Source organism: Rodentibacter haemolyticus (genome assembly GCF_015356115.1).
In the GTDB taxonomy this organism is placed as follows: domain Bacteria; phylum Pseudomonadota; class Gammaproteobacteria; order Enterobacterales; family Pasteurellaceae; genus Rodentibacter; species Rodentibacter haemolyticus.
The window spans coordinates 938,962-956,240 of sequence record NZ_CP063056.1 but is presented as its reverse complement, the minus strand read 5'-3'; the positions used below and the strand labels follow the sequence as shown (position 1 = coordinate 956,240).

The 17,279-nt window shown below is 39.1% G+C and carries 19 protein-coding genes; 7 read left to right on the top strand and 12 right to left on the bottom strand.

Going from position 1 to position 17,279, the window contains the following annotated elements; translation table 11 throughout:
- Positions 1 to 140: 140 nt before the first annotated feature.
- The 4 genes from rplS to rpsP are packed head-to-tail and all read right to left on the bottom strand — an operon-like array spanning position 141 to position 2,132.
- Positions 141 to 491 (bottom strand): 50S ribosomal protein L19, encoded by a 351-nt coding sequence (gene rplS, locus IHV77_RS04610; protein WP_194812938.1) that lies wholly within the window; start codon positions 489 to 491, stop codon positions 141 to 143.
- Positions 492 to 514: 23 nt separating this feature from the next.
- Positions 515 to 1,264: a tRNA (guanosine(37)-N1)-methyltransferase TrmD gene (trmD, locus tag IHV77_RS04605; protein ID WP_194812937.1), complete on the bottom strand. Its 750-nt coding sequence runs from the start codon at positions 1,262 to 1,264 to the stop codon at positions 515 to 517.
- Between the two features lie 55 nt (positions 1,265 to 1,319).
- Entirely contained in the window at positions 1,320 to 1,847 is a 528-nt protein-coding gene (gene rimM, locus IHV77_RS04600; RefSeq protein WP_194812936.1) for a ribosome maturation factor RimM, read from the bottom strand.
- Between the two features lie 36 nt (positions 1,848 to 1,883).
- Positions 1,884 to 2,132, bottom strand: a complete 249-nt coding sequence (gene rpsP, locus IHV77_RS04595) for a 30S ribosomal protein S16 (RefSeq protein WP_194812935.1) — start codon at positions 2,130 to 2,132, stop codon at positions 1,884 to 1,886.
- Between the two features lie 246 nt (positions 2,133 to 2,378).
- Here rpsP and IHV77_RS04590 point away from each other — a divergent pair, with 246 nt between their 5' ends.
- Genes IHV77_RS04590 through IHV77_RS04580 form a run of 3 tightly spaced genes read left to right on the top strand, consistent with a single transcriptional unit; the run spans position 2,379 to position 3,554 of the window.
- A complete protein-coding gene (locus tag IHV77_RS04590) occupies positions 2,379 to 2,726 on the top strand; it encodes a helix-turn-helix domain-containing protein (protein ID WP_194812934.1) in 348 nt (115 codons plus the stop codon).
- Positions 2,726 to 3,310 carry a DDE-type integrase/transposase/recombinase gene (locus tag IHV77_RS04585; RefSeq protein WP_194812933.1) on the top strand — a complete coding sequence of 195 codons (585 nt, stop codon included), beginning with the start codon at positions 2,726 to 2,728 and terminating at the stop codon, positions 3,308 to 3,310. The genes IHV77_RS04590 and IHV77_RS04585 overlap by 1 nt, the downstream gene beginning before the upstream one ends.
- Complete coding sequence (locus IHV77_RS04580) at positions 3,300 to 3,554, top strand: IS3 family transposase (protein WP_194811622.1); 255 nt, start codon at positions 3,300 to 3,302, stop codon at positions 3,552 to 3,554. Before IHV77_RS04585 ends, IHV77_RS04580 begins: the two co-directional genes overlap by 11 nt.
- 47 nt (positions 3,555 to 3,601) lie before the next feature.
- Here IHV77_RS04580 and IHV77_RS04575 read toward each other — a convergent pair whose 3' ends face one another.
- The 3 genes from IHV77_RS04575 to rbsK are packed head-to-tail and all read right to left on the bottom strand — an operon-like array spanning position 3,602 to position 6,850.
- On the bottom strand, positions 3,602 to 4,618 hold the full coding sequence (locus IHV77_RS04575) for an aldose 1-epimerase family protein (RefSeq protein WP_194812932.1): 1,017 nt from the start codon (positions 4,616 to 4,618) through the stop codon (positions 3,602 to 3,604).
- Between the two features lie 10 nt (positions 4,619 to 4,628).
- Entirely contained in the window at positions 4,629 to 5,918 is a 1,290-nt protein-coding gene (fucP, locus tag IHV77_RS04570) for an L-fucose:H+ symporter permease (protein WP_194812931.1), read from the bottom strand.
- Positions 5,919 to 5,929: 11 nt separating this feature from the next.
- On the bottom strand, positions 5,930 to 6,850 hold the full coding sequence (gene rbsK / locus IHV77_RS04565; RefSeq protein ID WP_194812930.1) for a ribokinase: 921 nt from the start codon (positions 6,848 to 6,850) through the stop codon (positions 5,930 to 5,932).
- 156 nt (positions 6,851 to 7,006) lie between these two features.
- Between rbsK and deoC the strand changes: the two genes are divergently transcribed.
- A complete protein-coding gene (gene deoC, locus IHV77_RS04560) occupies positions 7,007 to 7,681 on the top strand; it encodes a deoxyribose-phosphate aldolase (RefSeq protein ID WP_194812929.1) in 675 nt (224 codons plus the stop codon).
- A 16-nt stretch (positions 7,682 to 7,697) separates the two neighbouring features.
- A complete protein-coding gene (gene deoR, locus IHV77_RS04555) occupies positions 7,698 to 8,435 on the top strand; it encodes a DNA-binding transcriptional repressor DeoR (protein ID WP_194812928.1) in 738 nt (245 codons plus the stop codon).
- Positions 8,436 to 8,501: 66 nt separating this feature from the next.
- On the opposite strand, the gene IHV77_RS04550 is transcribed toward deoR, so the two are convergent.
- The 4 genes from IHV77_RS04550 to xylF form a co-directional block, all read right to left on the bottom strand.
- Positions 8,502 to 9,665 carry a XylR family transcriptional regulator gene (locus IHV77_RS04550; RefSeq protein ID WP_194812927.1) on the bottom strand — a complete coding sequence of 388 codons (1,164 nt, stop codon included), beginning with the start codon at positions 9,663 to 9,665 and terminating at the stop codon, positions 8,502 to 8,504.
- A 211-nt stretch (positions 9,666 to 9,876) separates the two neighbouring features.
- Positions 9,877 to 11,004 (bottom strand): sugar ABC transporter permease, encoded by a 1,128-nt coding sequence (locus IHV77_RS04545; RefSeq protein WP_194812926.1) that lies wholly within the window; start codon positions 11,002 to 11,004, stop codon positions 9,877 to 9,879.
- 3 nt (positions 11,005 to 11,007) lie between these two features.
- Entirely contained in the window at positions 11,008 to 12,519 is a 1,512-nt protein-coding gene (gene xylG / locus IHV77_RS04540) for a D-xylose ABC transporter ATP-binding protein (protein WP_194812925.1), read from the bottom strand.
- A gap of 45 nt (positions 12,520 to 12,564) precedes the next feature.
- The gene (gene xylF, locus IHV77_RS04535) at positions 12,565 to 13,563 is read right to left on the bottom strand and encodes a D-xylose ABC transporter substrate-binding protein (protein ID WP_194812924.1); all 999 of its coding nucleotides are present in this window, start codon (positions 13,561 to 13,563) and stop codon (positions 12,565 to 12,567) included.
- Between the two features lie 246 nt (positions 13,564 to 13,809).
- Here xylF and xylA point away from each other — a divergent pair, with 246 nt between their 5' ends.
- Together xylA and xylB are read left to right on the top strand one after the other, a co-directional pair.
- A complete protein-coding gene (gene xylA / locus IHV77_RS04530) occupies positions 13,810 to 15,129 on the top strand; it encodes a xylose isomerase (RefSeq protein WP_194812923.1) in 1,320 nt (439 codons plus the stop codon).
- Positions 15,130 to 15,184: 55 nt separating this feature from the next.
- Entirely contained in the window at positions 15,185 to 16,654 is a 1,470-nt protein-coding gene (gene xylB, locus IHV77_RS04525; protein WP_194812922.1) for a xylulokinase, read from the top strand.
- A 145-nt stretch (positions 16,655 to 16,799) separates the two neighbouring features.
- Here the strand turns inward: xylB and trmL are convergent, their stop codons facing one another.
- Positions 16,800 to 17,273: a tRNA (uridine(34)/cytosine(34)/5-carboxymethylaminomethyluridine(34)-2'-O)-methyltransferase TrmL gene (gene trmL / locus IHV77_RS04520; protein ID WP_194812921.1), complete on the bottom strand. Its 474-nt coding sequence runs from the start codon at positions 17,271 to 17,273 to the stop codon at positions 16,800 to 16,802.
- Between the last annotated feature and the right edge of the window lie 6 nt (positions 17,274 to 17,279).

The window sequence follows — 17,279 nt, the reverse complement described above, 5'->3', positions numbered from 1 at the left end:
CTATTTTACTCTCTTATCTATACATTGCAATAAACGACAAATTTTATTTCAAAAAAATTTGATATTTTGCAAGTTTTGTTAAATTTTAACGATTTCTATAACAAAAAAGGCTTGGAAAACCAAGCCTTTTTATCACGAAACTATTCGCCCAAACGCTCTTTAATACGAGCTGATTTACCTGAACGCTCACGTAAGTAGTAAAGTTTAGCTTTACGTACCGCACCTTTACGTTTCACAGCAATTGACTCAACGACCGGAGAGTGAGTTTGGAATACACGTTCAACACCAACACCGTTTGAAACTTTACGTAAAGTAAATGCAGAGTGCAAGCCGCGGTTACGAATTGCAATAACCACGCCTTCGAACGCTTGCAAACGACGTTTACTACCTTCCACTACCCATACTTTAACTTCTAAAGTATCACCCGGACGAAAGCTCGGTAGGTTTTGTTTTAGTTGTTCTTGTTCAAGTTGTTTAATAATGTTAGACATTTTTTGATCCTTTGATCCTAGATTTAACTGATTATGCCGTTATTTTCCGCTTTCACTTCCTTTAACAGCTTTGATTGTTCGTCAGTCAGAGCTAGGCCTTCTAAGAGCTCAGGGCGGCGGAGCCACGTTCTTTCCAGCGATTTTTTTAATCGCCATTTACGAATTTCTTCGTGATGCCCCGACATCAGCACCGGCGGCACAGTTAAGCCTTCCAATACAACCGGTCTTGTGTAATGCGGGCAATCTAACAGACCATCTGCGAAAGAATCCTCTTCTGCGGAAGCTTGTTTTCCCAATACACCGGGAATAAATCTGGCAACAGCATCAATTAATGTCATTGCCGGTAATTCCCCACCGGTTAGAACGTAATCCCCGATTGACCATTCTTCATCAATTTCAGTTTGAATCAATCTCTCGTCAATTCCCTCGTAACGTCCACAAACTAAAATCAATTTTTGATTTTGAGCCAGTTCCGTCACACCGGATTGTTCAAGTTTACGTCCTTGTGGCGAAAGATAAATTACCTTTACACCTTCTCCTGCTACTGTCTTCGCTGCCTGAATCGCATCCCGCAAAGGTTGTACCATCATCAGCATTCCCGGACCACCGCCATAAGGGCGATCATCCACAGTTTTATGCTTATCAAGCGTGAAATCGCGCGGATTCCAACATTGCACTTGCAGAAGTTTCTGTTTTACTGCTCTGCCTGTTACCCCAAATTCCGTAATTGCTTTAAACATTTCGGGGAATAACGTAATTATTCCAATCCACATGATTTATTCCTACTTTGTTTAAAACGTATTGCATTACGTTCGTGCATACTTGAGATTAGAAACCAGCGTCCCAATCCACTTCAATCGTTTTAGTGGCGAGATCGACTCTTTTAACTACTTGTTCGTACAAAAACGGGATTAACCGTTCTTGTTTTCCGAAAGCATCTTTGGCATTGGACTTAACCACCAGTACGTCATTTGAACCGGTTTCCATCATTTCCGTTACCGTCCCCATCGTATAGCCTTGAAGATTTACTACCGAACAACCTATTAAATCGTGCCAGTAATAATCGCCTTCTTCTAACTCTGGAAATACGGATAAATCCACACCGATTTCAACGTTTGCCAAAACCTGTGCAGCCTCACGATCATCGATGCCTTTTAGCTTCACGATAAGCTCGTGATTATGATGACGCCAATTTTCAATTTCCGTCAGTTGCCATTGCCCCTTGATTTTTAAAAACCAAGGTTGATAGTCAAAAATGCTTTCAGCATATTCGGTTGATGAATAAATACGTAACCACCCACGGATACCGTAAGTTGAGCCTAATTTGCCCACAACTTCAATACGTTGCTGTTCCATATTCTTCACCTATCATCTCTGTTCAAAAAGCAGGAATTAAGCAGCTTTTTGAACTTCTTTTACCAAACTCGCAACACGATCAGATAATGATGCACCTTGACCGACCCAGTGATTTACACGGTCTAAATCAATACGTACACGTTCTGCTTTACCCTGTGCGATCGGATTGAAGAAACCGATACGCTCAATGAAACGACCATCACGTGGTGAACGGCTGTCTGCGACTACGATTTGATAAAATGGGCGTTTTTTAGCTCCGCCACGAGATAAACGAATGGTTACCATAACCTTCCTCTAACTATTTGATTACTAAAAGAATATTTTAAAATTCGAAAGTCATTTAAAATATAGCTTACTTTTTTCTCTGTATATATAGACAAAAAGCCTCGGAATTTTACACTTTTTGAACAAAAAAGCAAGACTCGCATAAAACGAAAACATCATAAAAAATGACCGCACTTTAGGTATCAAAGTGATCTGCTCCCCAAAAGTTGGACATTCAAACCAACAAATTAAGGAGCAGATTCTTTTATGGGCAAACATTATTCAACAGACTTTAAATTAAACATCGTTAAAATGATAGGAAACGACCAATTAGGTATCCGAGAAGCGGCAGAACGCTACCATATCTCAAGCCATGCCTCTATCGTAAATTGGTTGCAACGTTTCCAAAAACAAGGTATGAACGGGCTTATTCGCCAACCTAATAAGGGATATTCACAAAAAATGAAAAAATATGATGGTTCGGAGACGGTCAAAGACCTGACGGATAGAAATGCGCTTTTAAAACGAATAGAATACCTTGAAGCGGAAAATGATGTGCTAAAAAAGTTAAAAGCCTTGCGGGAGCAGAAAGTCAAAAGGAAAAAAGGGTCATAGTGAATGCCTTAAGACATAGGCATCGCTTGCCCCTGTTATTGCAAATTCTGTCCTTATCCCGTTCAACTTATTACTATAAAACGACTGCGCAGGATAATACCCGGATTCGACAGCGAATTTTACAGCTTCATCAAGATAATGAAGGGAGGGACGGCTATCGGATGTTACGGGTGAAGTTACGTAAGGAAGGGCTTTTTCTAAGCGGTAAAACCGTGCTTTCACATATGCAAGCCCTGAATATTCGCTCTTGTGTCAAAGTGAAACGTTGTAGGAAAGGCGGGAAAACAAGCTACGTTGCCCCGAATCTTCTGGCCGGCAATTTTAGTGCGAAGAAACTGAAGCAGAAATTCGTGACGGATGTCACCGAGTTTCGGGTGGGGAAAGAAAAGTTGTATTTATCACCGATGATGGATTTGGCGAATAGAGAAATTATCGCCTATCAAATAGGGAGACGACCTTCCTTTGCCTTGGTGAGCGGTATGCTCAAGAAAACCTTGGCACAATTAAGCCGGGAAGATTTACCGATAATCCATAGTGAAAGGCACGCTTTATGGGCTGAAACGTTGGCGGGAATTGCTTCTTAGAGAAGATGGCACGCCTTATGCGATTCAGAGTATGAGTCGTCGGGGTAATTGCTATGATAATGCGGTAATGGAAAGTTTCTTTAGTTTATTGAAATCAGAAGCTTTTTACCCTAAACAATTTAGTCATATTGATGAGTTGGAGCAGGCGCTTCACCGTTATATTCGTTATTACAATGAGAAACGGATTAAATTAGGTTTAAAAAATTTGAGCCCTGTGGATTACAGGACTCAATATTTAAGTTAAATTATCTGTCCAAATTTTGGGGTGCAGATCACCTCTAGTCATAGAGATTATGACTCAACGCCGGTAACTACTTTGAAGGTTTTTACTTCTTTCGGTTTCATCATAATTAAGCTGCCGGTATTTTTAGCTGCGAGATAGCCTTCCGGGCGACAAGTAGCAGGTAGAACGAAAGCGCCTACCTGTTGATCTTCATTATACAAAATCCAACGTGTTGCATAATTAAAGTCTTTTGAGGAAAATTTTGTTAGATAAGTATGTCCGTCCGGCGAAATCATTCTATATTCTAAATTTTCCTGATATTGCTGTAAATTATCCATAAAGAACACGATTTCAGGATTATACATTTGATCATTGCTTAATGAATCTAACGTGTATTGACCTTGTTTGATTTGTTCGTTAAAAGCAAGCCATTCAGGGGTCGGTTTAACATGTGCCGGAATCGTTTCCCGCAAATGAATGGCTTGCGTAGGAATATTTTGAGTGAAGGTTGCACCGTGTTCATAGCAGTAATTCATATGACACATATATTGCAATGGCATGTCTACATTAGCTAAATTAGTTACTTTCATTTGAATTTCAAATAATGAACTTTGTGCTTTCAAAGTTAATTCCGGTTCTGCAAGATAATGATCGCCAAATCCTTTGATATATTCGACACAACCGCCTATGCCTAATAAGCCTTCACTAACGACTAACCAGACGTTGTCCATTATTGCACAAGGCATTTCACCGTGTAATGGGTGATCATCTTCAGGGCTTGGGCAACCGTTACGGATTAAACCCGAATGGAAAGCAAAGCAACCATAGGTATCAACGATGGTTGTTCCCCATTTAGGTTCGCTAAACATATTTTTCATTTTTAGGTTTTTACCGCAGAATTCGGCATCCCAAATGATTTGCCCGTAAAATGGCAGTACTGTGACAAAACCTTTACTGTTTTCTAATTTAATTGCTTCAATACCTGACGGGTATTTAAACGCAGTCGCTTTGAATTCTGAATTTTCAAATAAAATATATTCTTTTTCAGTAAATAATGCTTTTTTTAAATGAATATAGCTTTTCATTTTTAGCTCCTTATTTATGTGCTTTGTATTTGTCAAAGAAATAATATCCTACATAAGCAAAGCAGAATAGCGGTACAATGAATGCAGTCTGTAATGAACCGATTGTGTCGGACACATAACCGTGGATTGCGGGTACAACTGCAGCCCCGATAATAGACATAACCACAACCGCACCTGCAACTTCACGGTGTTCTTGTTCAACGGTATCTAATACTGATGCGTAAATCGTCGCCCAGCAAGGACCAAATAATACACTGGCGAAAATAGCTGCATAAACGGCAGAGAAATCATGCACGAAAGCAGTATAAGCCAGCGTAAATACACCTAAGATAGCATAAACAAATAATACAAGATCGGATTTAAATTTTGTCATTAAGAAATTAGCAACAAATTTTCCGATAAAAAAACCGATAAAGCTGTACACCATGAAATTAGAGGCATCGCGTTCATTCATTTCACTTAAATTTAATGCTAGACGGATGGTAAATGACCATACGGCAACCTGCATACCTACATATAAGAATTGAGCTACAATTCCTTTTTTGAATGCCGTATTTTTAGCGAGATATTTCAGTGTATCAACAAAATGCACATCTTTATGTTCGGTCGAATCATTAACCGATTTACATTTCGGGAACGGTGTGATTAAGAACAGAAGCGTTACGGCTATTAATACAAAAATCAGATATTTGTAAGGCTGTAATGTATGTTCTAAGGTCGCCAATTTAAAAGCGTGTAGTTGATCCGGCGTCATGGTGGCGATTTGTTCGTGTAAACTCGCACCCTCTTGGAAAATTAAATATTTACCAAGCAATATACCGGCAATAGCCCCCACTGGATAGAATGTTTGACTGATATTTAAACGCAATGTCGCGTAATCTTTATGACCAATCATTGAACTGTAAGTATTTGCCGAGGTTTCAAGAAAACTTAACCCGATCGCAATAGAGAAAATCGCGGCAAGGAACATGGTATAAGTTGCCATATGAGAGGCCGGATAGAACATTGAACATCCGATAATATATAACGTCAAACCAACTAAAATTGCAATTTTATAACTGGTTTTTTTGATGACTAATGAAGCCGGAATTGCGATAAGGAAATACCCGCCATAGAACGCACTTTGTACTAATGCGCTGGCAAAATCACTGAGTGTGAAGACGCTTTTAAATTGTGTAATCAAAATATCATTTAAACTTGCTGCGGCCCCCCATAAAGGAAATAGACAAGATAATAGAATAAATTGAAATATCGGTGTTTTGTTTAAATAGCCGTCCGGCATTTGTTGAATATTTTTCATGCTATTTCTCCTTACATATATTGTTTTTTGAATTCATCAAATTGTGCTTTTGTCGGATAGGATGATTGAGTGCCCTGCCCCGTCACGCTGTAAGCAGAAAATAATGAAGCCATTTTCATTGATTCAACAATATCTTGTGATTTTACGTAGTAATAGGCAAAGCAACCGATAAAGGCATCACCAGCTCCGCTGGTATCAACCGCATTAACTTTATAAGGATCAATATAAGTTACTTCCGAACCGCGTAACCAAACAGAACCTTTTTCACCTAAAGTGACGATAAGATTTTTTAGTCCTTTGGAAAGCAAGGTATTTGCCGCTGTGCGAATTTGTTCCATGTTTTCCACAGGCAAACCGGTTAAAATTTCTAACTCGGTTTCATTCGGCATAAAGAAATCGCATTTACATGCATAATCAATATCCAGATCTTTACTGGCCGGTGCCGGATTGAGGATTACAGGAATGTTATTTTTATTAGCAAAATCAATTGCATAATAGACGGTTTCTAATGGAATCTCTAATTGCAAAATAAATAATTTGCAATTTTTTAACCGCTCTTTTGCATTATCAATATCACTTGGTTTCAGATGAGAGTTGGCCCCCTTAATAATCAGAATACGATTTTGTGATGATTTATCTACAAAAATAGGGGCGACGCCACTAGATACTCCGGGGACTTTTTCTACATACTCCGTATTAACACCATATTGTTGAAAATTACGGATTGTATTATCTGCAAATGCATCATCGCCCACTTTAGTCATCATCATTACATTCGCACCTAATTTTGCTGCTGCAATAGCCTGATTCGCACCTTTACCGCCACAGCCCATTTGGAAGTTAGGTGCTTCGAGTGTTTCTCCCATTTTAGGCATATCATCAATATAAGTGATCAAATCCACCATATTTGATCCAATAACTGCAATTTCCATAACGCCTCCTTATTTCTTGAATGTTAAAATAATAACAATTATTGTGTTATTTATGATATTATAAATAAAATGTTAAAAAAGTGACATTGATCACAAATTTCAATATTTTTTTATGTATAATATAAAAAAGACAAAAACCAATAGGAGAAAATTCAAATGAAAGCAAATGAAATCGCTAAATATATCGATCACACCGCACTAACCCCTGAAAAAACAGAGCAGGATATTCTCACTTTATGTAATGAGGCTATGGAAAATCACTTTTATTCGGTGTGTATTAATCCTTGTCATATTCCTTTTGCGAAAAAAGTCTTGCAGGATTTAAATGTTAATATTTGCACAGTGATAGGTTTTCCTTTAGGTGCTAATACAACGGCTGTTAAAGTGTTTGAAACGGAAAATGCGATTGCTAATGGCGCAACGGAAGTGGATATGGTACTTAATGTCGGATGGGTTAAATCAGGAAAATGGGATGCGGTGCAAGATGACATTAAACAGGTTCTTAATGCCTGTAACGGTACACCGCTGAAAGTGATTTTAGAAAGTTGTCTTTTAACAAAAGCAGAAATCATCAAAGCTTGTGAAATTTGTCGGGATTTAAATGTGGCGTTTGTGAAAACATCTACTGGTTTTAGTAAGGGCGGAGCAACGGTGGAAGATGTGAAATTGATGCGTCAAACCGTGGGAGATAAGATTGGTGTTAAAGCCTCAGGCGGTGTGCGGGATACACAAACTGCCGTAGCCATGATTGAAGCGGGCGCAACGCGTATCGGTGCCAGTGCGGGGATTGCAATTATTAAAGGATTAACGGATACTAACAGCCAATATTGATCCTGGAGATAATGTTGTGGATAGTAAAATTAATACCCGTATTCAAAAATTAGAGTTTCTATTGAAACAAATGGATAAATTGCATCTGCGAGATGCGGCAGAAATCCTGAATGTTTCCGAAATGACGATTAGGAGGGACTTAAACTCTACAACATCTTCGATTGTTTTACTGGGGGGATACATTGTACGAGATCCCCAGCTGCAAACATCAAATCAATATTTAATTACAGAGCAGCGAAATAAGAATATTGCAGAAAAAATGCAGGTGGGAAGGATTGCTTCTGCATTAGTAGAAGATAATGATGTGATCTTTTTTGATTGCGGTTCAACCATTCCTTTTATTGCTTCTCAAATCCCAAATTCTATAAAATTCACCGCACTCTGTTGTTCTATCAACACTTTTATGGTTTTACAAGATAAACCAAACTGCCGTTTAATCCTGTGCGGAGGTGATTATTCAAGAGAAAATTCGTTTCTCACTCCGGTTCAAAATAACACCGAAATAGATATGATTTGCACCACAAAAGCCTTTATTTCTGCGGCTGGTGTTGATGTTAAGCAAGGTGTCACTTGTTTCAAATTGAATGAAACGAAAATTAAACTAAAAGCAATGGCGAAAACACAACGTAGTATTTTAGTTTTTGATGATAGCAAAATTGGAAAAATACGGCAGTCGTATGTCGGTGAGTTGAATCAATTTGATCAAGTTATCTGTAATGTGCCTTTACCGGCAAAGTTTACTATGACAAGTTAATGTTATTTGAAATAATCAACAAAAAAGTGCGGTTAAAATTCAACGTGATTTTTAACCGCACTTTATTTAAGCTTTTTTTCTAAATTCCCGTGGCGTCATTCCAAATTCTTTCTTAAATACAGAGTAAAAATATTGAATGGACGGATAGCCGCAGATTTCGGAAATTTCCTGAATTGAGATGTCTGTTTGTTGTAATAATTGCTTTGCCCGAAAAATTTTCTCTTCGTGAATCACTTGGTGAATGGTTTTATTCAATTCATTTTTGAAACGTTGTTCTAAATTGGAACGTGAAATTCTTAAATGATCGAGAACTTGTTCGGTTTTAATTCCTTTGCAAGCGTTATGACGAATATAATGCATCGCTTGCATAACGAGCGGATCATTGAGTGAACGATAGTCTGTGGAGTTGCGGGCATGGACGGTAACCGGTGAAACTAAAATCGGTGTGTGGGAGACATTTTGACCATTCAATAAACGATGTAATAATTTTGCCGCTTGATAACCGATCTCTCTTGTGCCTTGTTCGACGGAAGATAAAGAAACGCGTGAGAGGTACTGAATCAATTCTTCATTATCAATACCCACTACGCAGAGTTCTTCAGGAACCGCAATTTTACTGTATTCACAAGCTTGTAATAGATGGCGGGCTCTGGCATCGGTGACGGCAACAATGCCTGTGTGAGAGGGTAAGGTTTTTAACCAATTGATTAATTTTTCCTGTTCTGACAGCCAATTTTGAGCGCAAACTTGCTTACCTTCGTAGAGATAAAGTGGATGATGATATTTTTCCATTAAAGCGATAAAGGCATTTTTTCGTTCTTTTGACCAATGTTTCTCACCATCTACTTGCATACCATAAAAGGCGAAATGAGAAAGCCCTTTTTGTTGGAGGTGTGAGAATGCTAATTCAATCAATGCGGTATTATCTGTTGCAACATAAGGGAAGCGCGGGTAAAAATCCTCTTGTTTGTAAGAACTCCCGACAGCGATGGTAGGAATTGAGGTTTGTTTCAGTAGCTCTGCGGTTGTAGGATCATCAAAATCGGCAATAATGCCATCAATGGATAGATGATTTATGGTATCGGTATGGTAAATAAATTCATCTTCTACAAAAATATCCCATGTGCATTGCGATGCCTGAATGTACTGCCCAATACCTTCCACGACTTGTCGATCATAGACTTTATTGGCATTAAATAAGAGTGCGATTTTGTAGTATGCTTCCGCCATCGTTAATTCCTTTAGTTTGAGTATAAGAAATATAGCGGAAAAGGTGTTTTTATAAAAGTGCGGGTAAAAAATCGCCATTTTTTATAGTGAATTAAATAAGGATGGATACAAAGCCGCAAGCCGAAGACTGTGCAAATAACACGGCGAGGCGTAGTAATACAGTAAACATTTTTAAATTTAATTCACTATAATGGTGACTTTTTATCGGAAATTACATTCTTTTCTTACTACTGGTATCAACCCATACGGCAAGCAATAAGATTGCACCTTTTACAATGTATTGCCAGAAAGTGGGGACATCAAGCATGCTCATTCCGTTGTCTAATGAGGCGATAATAAGTGCGCCTATAACAACGCCGAATACACTTCCCACACCACCTGCCAGACTAGCTCCGCCGATCACGCAGGCCGCTATTGCATCAAGTTCGGCATTTTGCCCTGCGGAAGGTGAACCGGCACCCAAACGTGCACTCAAGATTAAGCCGGCTATTGCGACTAATACGCCGTTCATTGCGAAGATAATGAGTTTCGTTTTTTCTACATTGATTCCGGATAATTTTGCCGCCTCAATATTGCCACCAATGGCATAAATGTGGCGACCAAAGGATGTTTTATTCGAAAGGAATAAACCGAATATTGCAAGAATGGCGAGTATTAATACCGGAAATGGAATACCGCGGTAATCATTTAATAAATAAATGGAACCCAGTACGAGGAGTACAAATAAGGCGTATTTTGAGAAATCTTTAGATAGTGCGGGAACTTCCAGTTGAAGTTGTTGGCGATTTTTACGTTGATAGTTACTCCAAAGCACAAAACCAATTACGGCAATTCCTCCTAATATAAACCCCGTTATATCGGAAAGATAACCTTGTCCGATGATTGTCATTGAATTGCTAATCGGAGAGACGGTAGTGCCGTTTGTTAATCCGATTAATATGCCTCGGAATGCGAGATAGCCGGCAAGTGTAACAATAAATGACGGCACTTTACGATAAGCAACCCACCAGCCATTCCAAATACCGAACAGTAAACCTAAAGCAATAGTTGCGATGATAGTAAGCGGTAATGGAAATCCCCACCAAACATCGGCAATGGCTGCAAATCCACCAAGTAATCCCATTAATGAGCCCACCGATAAATCAATTTCGGCAGAAATGATGACAAACACCATGCCAATCGCAAGAATACCGGTGATAGAGGTTTGGCGTAATAAGTTGGAAATATTGCGCGCACTTAAATAAGCCCCGTCGGTTGCAATCGTAAAAAATACCATAATTACCGCAATGGCTATGAGCATAATGTAAACTTGTAGATTCACGGATTTAAACTTAAACATAAATTACTCCTTAAGTGCGGTTTCCATCACTTGTTCCTGAGTGAGATTATTATTAATGAGACTGGCTTTGAGTTTGCCTTGGTGCATAACGAGAACCCGATCACTGATGCCAAGCACTTCCGGCAATTCTGATGAAATGACAATAATGCCGATGCCTTCTTGAGCTAATTGATTGATTAATTTATAAATTTCATATTTTGCGCCGACGTCAATACCACGAGTAGGTTCATCAAGAATCAGTATTTTAGGGTTAAGCAGTAAACATTTTGCCAAAATCGCTTTCTGTTGATTGCCGCCGCTTAATCGCCCTATTGGTAAATCAGGGGAAGCGGTTTTTACTTTTAGTTGTTTAATTGCGGATTCAATGGCTTGTTCTTCTTTCGCTTCATTGATGATCATTTTGCCGAAACAATATTCTTTTAAGGAAGAAAGCGTAATGTTTTTGCCTACCCCCATAATCGAAACAATACCGTGCTTTTTACGATCTTCCGGCACCATAACAATTTTATGAGCGATGGCTTGTTGGCAATTTTTTATGTGAACCTGTTTTTGATTGATAAAAATCTTGCCTTCATATTTGCCTTGATAAGAACCGAATAAACATTGCACCATCTCCGTTCTACCGGAACCCACCAACCCTGCAATACCAAGGATTTCACCTTTATGAAGACTGAAACTGATCTCATTTACCCGTTTAATATGTGTATTGATCGGATGCCAAGCAGAAAGATTTTCTACACGTAAGATTTCGTTTTGAATCTCGTGTGGTTCATGTGGATAAAGTGAGGTGATCTCCCTTCCTACCATCATGGTAATGATGTCATCTTCACTCATTGTATTTGCGTCTTGCGTGCCGATATGTTCACCATCACGAATCACACAAATTTTGTCGGAAATTTCCTTTACCTCGTTTAATTTGTGGGAGATATAGATACAGGCGATATTATGTGCTTTTAAATCTTTAACGAGATTCAATAATATTTCGGTTTCTTTTTCTGTCAGTGAAGCGGTGGGTTCATCAAGAATAAGTAAACGCACCTGTTTATTTAAGGCTTTTGCGATTTCAACTAATTGTTGTTGCCCTAATCCCAGTTCCCCCACACGTGTATTTGGATCAATATTTAATTGAACCTGTTGTAATAATGTTTGGCAGCGCAAATACATTTCATTGTCGGCGGTTAAGCCTTTATGGGTCATTTCATTTCCCAAAAAGATATTTTCCAGCACTGACATATTTTTGACGAGAGTGAGTTCTTGATGAATGATTGAAATGCCTTTTTCCTCAGTATCTTTAATATTTTTCGCTTTTATTTCACTGTCTGAAAAATAAATATTTCCACTGTAATCGCCATAAGAATAAATACCACAAAGCACTTTCATTAGTGTTGATTTTCCTGAGCCGTTTTCACCACATAGCGACAAAATTTCACCTGCTTCAAGCTCAATAGAAATATTATGAAGTGCGGTCACATCACCAAATTTTTTTGTGATGTTTTTCATTTCTAACAATGCCATATTTATACTCTCTATAAAATAGGGGAATAAACTTCCCCTTTGAACTTATTGATAAACACTTGCTTTGGTATGGAAACCATCCTCAATCACGGTTTCATCAATATTTGTTTTATCAATTGCAATAGGATCGAGTAAATAAGCTGGGATATTTTTGAGACCATTGTTTAGTTCGGCATTTGATTTAACTTTTTCATTTTTTGCTAATTCTACGGCAATTTGTGCCGCTTTATCCGCTAATTTGGTAATCGGTTTATAAACCGTCATTGTTTGCGAACCGGCAATAATTCGTTTGATCGCAGCTAAATCGGCATCTTGTCCGGAAATCGCGACTTTGCCGTTTAGCCCTTGTGCGCTTAATGCTTGAATTGCACCACCTGCTGTTGCATCATTTGAAGCGACGACGGCATCAATATTATTTTTATTGGCGGTTAATGCATTTTCCATAATTTGTAGTGCTTTTTCAGCCAGCCAAGAATCGACCCATTGATCACCGATCACTTTAATTTTGCCGGTTTTAATTAAAGGGTCTAAAACTTTCATTTGCCCTTTTCTAAACAGTTTGGCATTGTTATCCACCGGTGAACCGCCCATTAAGAAATAATTACCTTCGGGTTTTACTGCAACAATACTTTTTGCCTGTAACTCCCCGACTTTTTCATTATCAAATGAGACATAAAAATCTAAATCGGCATTATTAATTAAGCGGTCATAAGCCAATACTTTAATGCCTTCTTTTTTTGCTTCGGAAATTACATTGCTTAGTACTTCGCCGTTATGCGGAATAATCACTAAAACATCAATACTTTTATTGATCATATTTTCAATTTGAGAAATTTGTGCGGAATCATCACCATTAGCGGATTGCACAAATACTTTCGCTCCCATAGATTCGGCTTTTTTGACAAAAATATCACGATCTTTTTGCCATCTTTCCAAGCGTAAATCATCAATAGATAACCCGATTTTGAGATCTTTAGAATAAGCAGAACCGCTAAATACCGTTAATACTGCGGCAAGTGTGAGTAAAGCTGATTTGATTTTCATACTGATACCTCAATGGTTAAGTAAATAGAATATAGAGCGATAGCTCTGATGGTTAGTTTTCCCGCTTTAACCACTGCTTTCAATTATAAAATCTTTCACTGCCATTATGTTTTTTCACTTTTGTGATCGTTGCCACAATAACTAATTATCAAAATAGAAAAAACAAATAACGTAATTGAAGCTGTTTTCAATTTTTATCATTATGTTTCCAACTTAAAAATCTATTCAGCCATAGGAGAATTAATTATGTCTAACTATTTCGATAAAATTGAAAAAGTGAAATATGAAGGAGTCGATTCAAACAATCCTTTTGCTTTTAAACATTACAACCCGAATGAAATGATTTTAGGCAAAACGATGGCGGAGCATTTACGTTTGGCGGTGTGTTATTGGCATACTTTTTGTTGGAACGGGAATGATATGTTCGGTGCGGGTTCGTTAAATCGCAGTTGGCAAAAAACAGGTGATTTATTAGAGGGTGCAAAGCAAAAAGCGGAAATCGCCTTTGAATTTTTCCGAAAATTAGGCATTCCTTATTATTGTTTCCATGATGTAGATATTGCACCGGAAGGTCATTCATATCAAGAATATGTACATAACTTCCGTACAATGGTTGATATTCTTGAGAAAAAACAAGCGGAAACCGGCGTTAAACTGTTATGGGGAACGGCGAACTGCTTTACTCATCCGCGTTATATGTCCGGAGCTTCCACCAATCCGAATCCGGAAGTCTTTGCGTGGGCGGCATCACAAGTATTTAATGTGATGAATGCAACCAAACGTTTAGGTGGTGAGAATTATGTGCTATGGGGCGGTCGTGAAGGTTATGAAACCTTGTTAAACACCGATTTAAAGCGTGAACGTGAGCAAATCGGTCGTTTTATGCAAATGGTGGTGGAACATAAACATAAAATCGGCTTTAAAGGTACATTGTTAATCGAACCGAAACCGCAAGAACCGACCAAACACCAATATGACTATGACGTGGCAACCGTTTATGGTTTCTTAAAACAATTCGGTTTAGAAACAGAGATCAAAGTAAATATTGAAGCAAACCACGCAACGCTTGCCGGTCATACATTTCAACACGAAATTGCGACTGCAGTGGCATTAGATATCTTCGGTTCTATTGATGCCAACCGTGGCGATCCGCAATTAGGTTGGGATACCGACCAATTCCCGAACAGTGTGGAAGAAAATACGCTCGTGATGTATGAAATCTTAAAAGCGGGCGGCTTTACTACCGGCGGTTTTAATTTTGATGCGAAAATCCGCCGTCAAAGTACCGATCCGTATGATTTATTCCATGGTCATATTGGTGCGATTGATGTGCTTGCGCTTTCACTGAAGCGGGCGGCAAAAATGATTGAAGACCAAACCTTACAGAGAGTTGTGGATCAACGTTATGCCGGTTGGGACGGGGATTTAGGTCAACAGATCCTTGCAAGTAAAGTCTCACTGGAAGATCTTGCTCGTGTTGTTGAAACGAAAAAACTTGATCCGAAACCGGTTTCAGGGCAGCAGGAATATTTGGAAAATATTGTGAATCAAGTGATTTACAGTTAAATTTCAGCTCAAAAGTGCGGTCGTTTTTACCGCTCTTTTTGTCTTTGGAGGCATTATGTATATCGGTATTGATTGTGGTACGCAGGGTACAAAAGCGATAGTTGTTGATCGCAGGCAAAAGAAAGTGATTGGTATGGGATATGCTTCCCATAAATTGATTGCGCAATCAAATGGCCGGCGCGAACAACATCCCAATTGGTGGATTGATGCCTTTCAATGTGCCTTGAATGAGGCGTTAAAACAGGCAAAAATTTTACCGCACTTAGTGAAAGGTATGGGTATTTCAGGTCAGCAACACGGCTTGGTGGTATTGGATCAAAATGATCAACCTTTGTACAATGCGAAACTCTGGTGTGATACGGAAACAGTCTCTGAAAATATGGAATTGATAGAACGTTTGGGCGGACAAGATTCGGCATTTGCGAAGTTAGGCATGATGTGTCAAACGGGCTATACCGCCTCAAAGCTTTTCTGGTTTCGTCAATATTATCCGGCGCAATTTGCACAAATTCACAAAATTATGCTGCCCCACGATTACCTTAACTATTGGCTGACAGGCCATTTTTGCACGGAATTTGGTGATGCTTCCGGCACAGGATATTTTGATATTGTGAATCGATGTTGGAGTCGCGAAGTCTTTGGCGAAATTGCACCCGAACTTAATATGGATAACGTGCTACCGACTTTACTTTCAGCCGAACAAAAGGTAGGGGTTATCAAGCCCGAAATCGCCAAACTATTTGGCTTTAACCAAGATGTGATAGTTTCCACCGGAAGTGGGGACAATATGATGGGGGCGATTGGTACGGGCAATATAAGAGAGGGAATCGTAACAATGAGTCTTGGCACATCCGGCACGCTGTATGCTTATACAAAACAGCCTTTGTCAAATTTGCCTTCAATGATTGCCAACTTTTGCTCTGCTAATAATGGCTGGTTACCTCTCATTTGTGTGATGAATATGACTTCATCGAACAAGCAATTGATGAATTTATTTAATATTGATATCCCAACCTTTAATCATCTCGCACAACAATCCTCAATTGGTGCAAACGGAATCACTGTTTTACCGTTTTTTAATGGGGAACGCGTGCCACCTCTGCCAAATGAGAAAGCGCGTATCTTAGGGTTGGATTCAAGTAATTTTACCCGTGAAAATCTTTGTCGGGCGATGATGGAAAGTGCCACTTTTACTTTGCGTTATGGATTGGATCTTTTTCGCCGTGCCGGGCTTGCTACTTCGCAAATTCGTTTAATTGGCGGTGGGGCAAAGAGTACGCTTTGGCGGCAGATTATCGCGAATGTTATGAACGCCGAAGTGGTTTGCTTATTGGAAGAGGAAGCGGCTGCTTTAGGGGGGGCAATTCAAGCGATGTGGGCAAACGGAGAAGGGGAGCTGGAATCGCTCTGCGATGAATTTGTTCACTTGGATGAGAGTTTAAACTGCTCTCCTAATAAGGAGGCGGTTGAAGCTTACGAGGCGGTTTATCAGCGTTATCTGGCTCATCTAAATTCAATCATTTAAACAAAAAGGTGGAGTTTCCACCTTTTTAACCGTTTTATAGTTAATTAAATTAATGCCTATAGCATTGTTGCCCTTGCCGTACTCTTGTGTTGTTTGCGGCTTACCGCTTCGTATCCATTTTAATTTAATTCACCATATTTTTCCTTCAAGGTAAATTCACAGCACCTTCATATCCTAATTGTCGCCAGGCCTCGTAAACTGTGACTGCCACGGCATTGGATAAATTCATACTGCGACTGTTGGCGGTCATTGGAAGACGGATTTTTTGTTCCATTGGCATTTTGTCTAAAATCGCCATTGGGATACCGCGGGTTTCGGGGCCGAACATTAAGTAATCACCGGGTTCAAATTTCACTTGACTGTGCGTCGGACTGCCTTTGGTGGTAAGTGCGAAAAGGCGTTTGGGATTTTCACCGGCTAAAAAATCCTCAAAGGTTTTATGGCGTTTTATTTCGGCAAACTCGTGATAATCCAAACCTGAACGGCGCAGGCGTTTGTCGTCCCAAGTGAAGCCGAGCGGTTCGATTAAATGCAAGCGAAATCCGGTGTTGGCGCAAAGACGGATAATATTACCGGTATTTTGTGGAATTTCCGGTTCATATAAAACGATATCTAACATAATTTC

Coding starts and splice junctions, on each gene's coding strand:
- IHV77_RS04545 (WP_194812926.1), bottom strand. CDS start 11,004: ATGTTTAAGTTTAAATCCGTGAATCTACAAGTTTACATTATGCTCATA.
- rimM (WP_194812936.1), bottom strand. CDS start 1,847: ATGGAACAGCAACGTATTGAAGTTGTGGGCAAATTAGGCTCAACTTAC.
- xylF (WP_194812924.1), bottom strand. CDS start 13,563: ATGAAAATCAAATCAGCTTTACTCACACTTGCCGCAGTATTAACGGTA.
- xylA (WP_194812923.1), top strand. CDS start 13,810: ATGTCTAACTATTTCGATAAAATTGAAAAAGTGAAATATGAAGGAGTC.
- deoC (WP_194812929.1), top strand. CDS start 7,007: ATGAAAGCAAATGAAATCGCTAAATATATCGATCACACCGCACTAACC.
- fucP (WP_194812931.1), bottom strand. CDS start 5,918: ATGAAAAATATTCAACAAATGCCGGACGGCTATTTAAACAAAACACCG.
- rbsK (WP_194812930.1), bottom strand. CDS start 6,850: ATGGAAATTGCAGTTATTGGATCAAATATGGTGGATTTGATCACTTAT.
- rplS (WP_194812938.1), bottom strand. CDS start 491: ATGTCTAACATTATTAAACAACTTGAACAAGAACAACTAAAACAAAAC.
- xylG (WP_194812925.1), bottom strand. CDS start 12,519: ATGGCATTGTTAGAAATGAAAAACATCACAAAAAAATTTGGTGATGTG.
- IHV77_RS04550 (WP_194812927.1), bottom strand. CDS start 9,665: ATGGCGGAAGCATACTACAAAATCGCACTCTTATTTAATGCCAATAAA.
- IHV77_RS04575 (WP_194812932.1), bottom strand. CDS start 4,618: ATGAAAAGCTATATTCATTTAAAAAAAGCATTATTTACTGAAAAAGAA.
- IHV77_RS04590 (WP_194812934.1), top strand. CDS start 2,379: ATGGGCAAACATTATTCAACAGACTTTAAATTAAACATCGTTAAAATG.
- trmD (WP_194812937.1), bottom strand. CDS start 1,264: ATGTGGATTGGAATAATTACGTTATTCCCCGAAATGTTTAAAGCAATT.
- xylB (WP_194812922.1), top strand. CDS start 15,185: ATGTATATCGGTATTGATTGTGGTACGCAGGGTACAAAAGCGATAGTT.
- trmL (WP_194812921.1), bottom strand. CDS start 17,273: ATGTTAGATATCGTTTTATATGAACCGGAAATTCCACAAAATACCGGT.
- rpsP (WP_194812935.1), bottom strand. CDS start 2,132: ATGGTAACCATTCGTTTATCTCGTGGCGGAGCTAAAAAACGCCCATTT.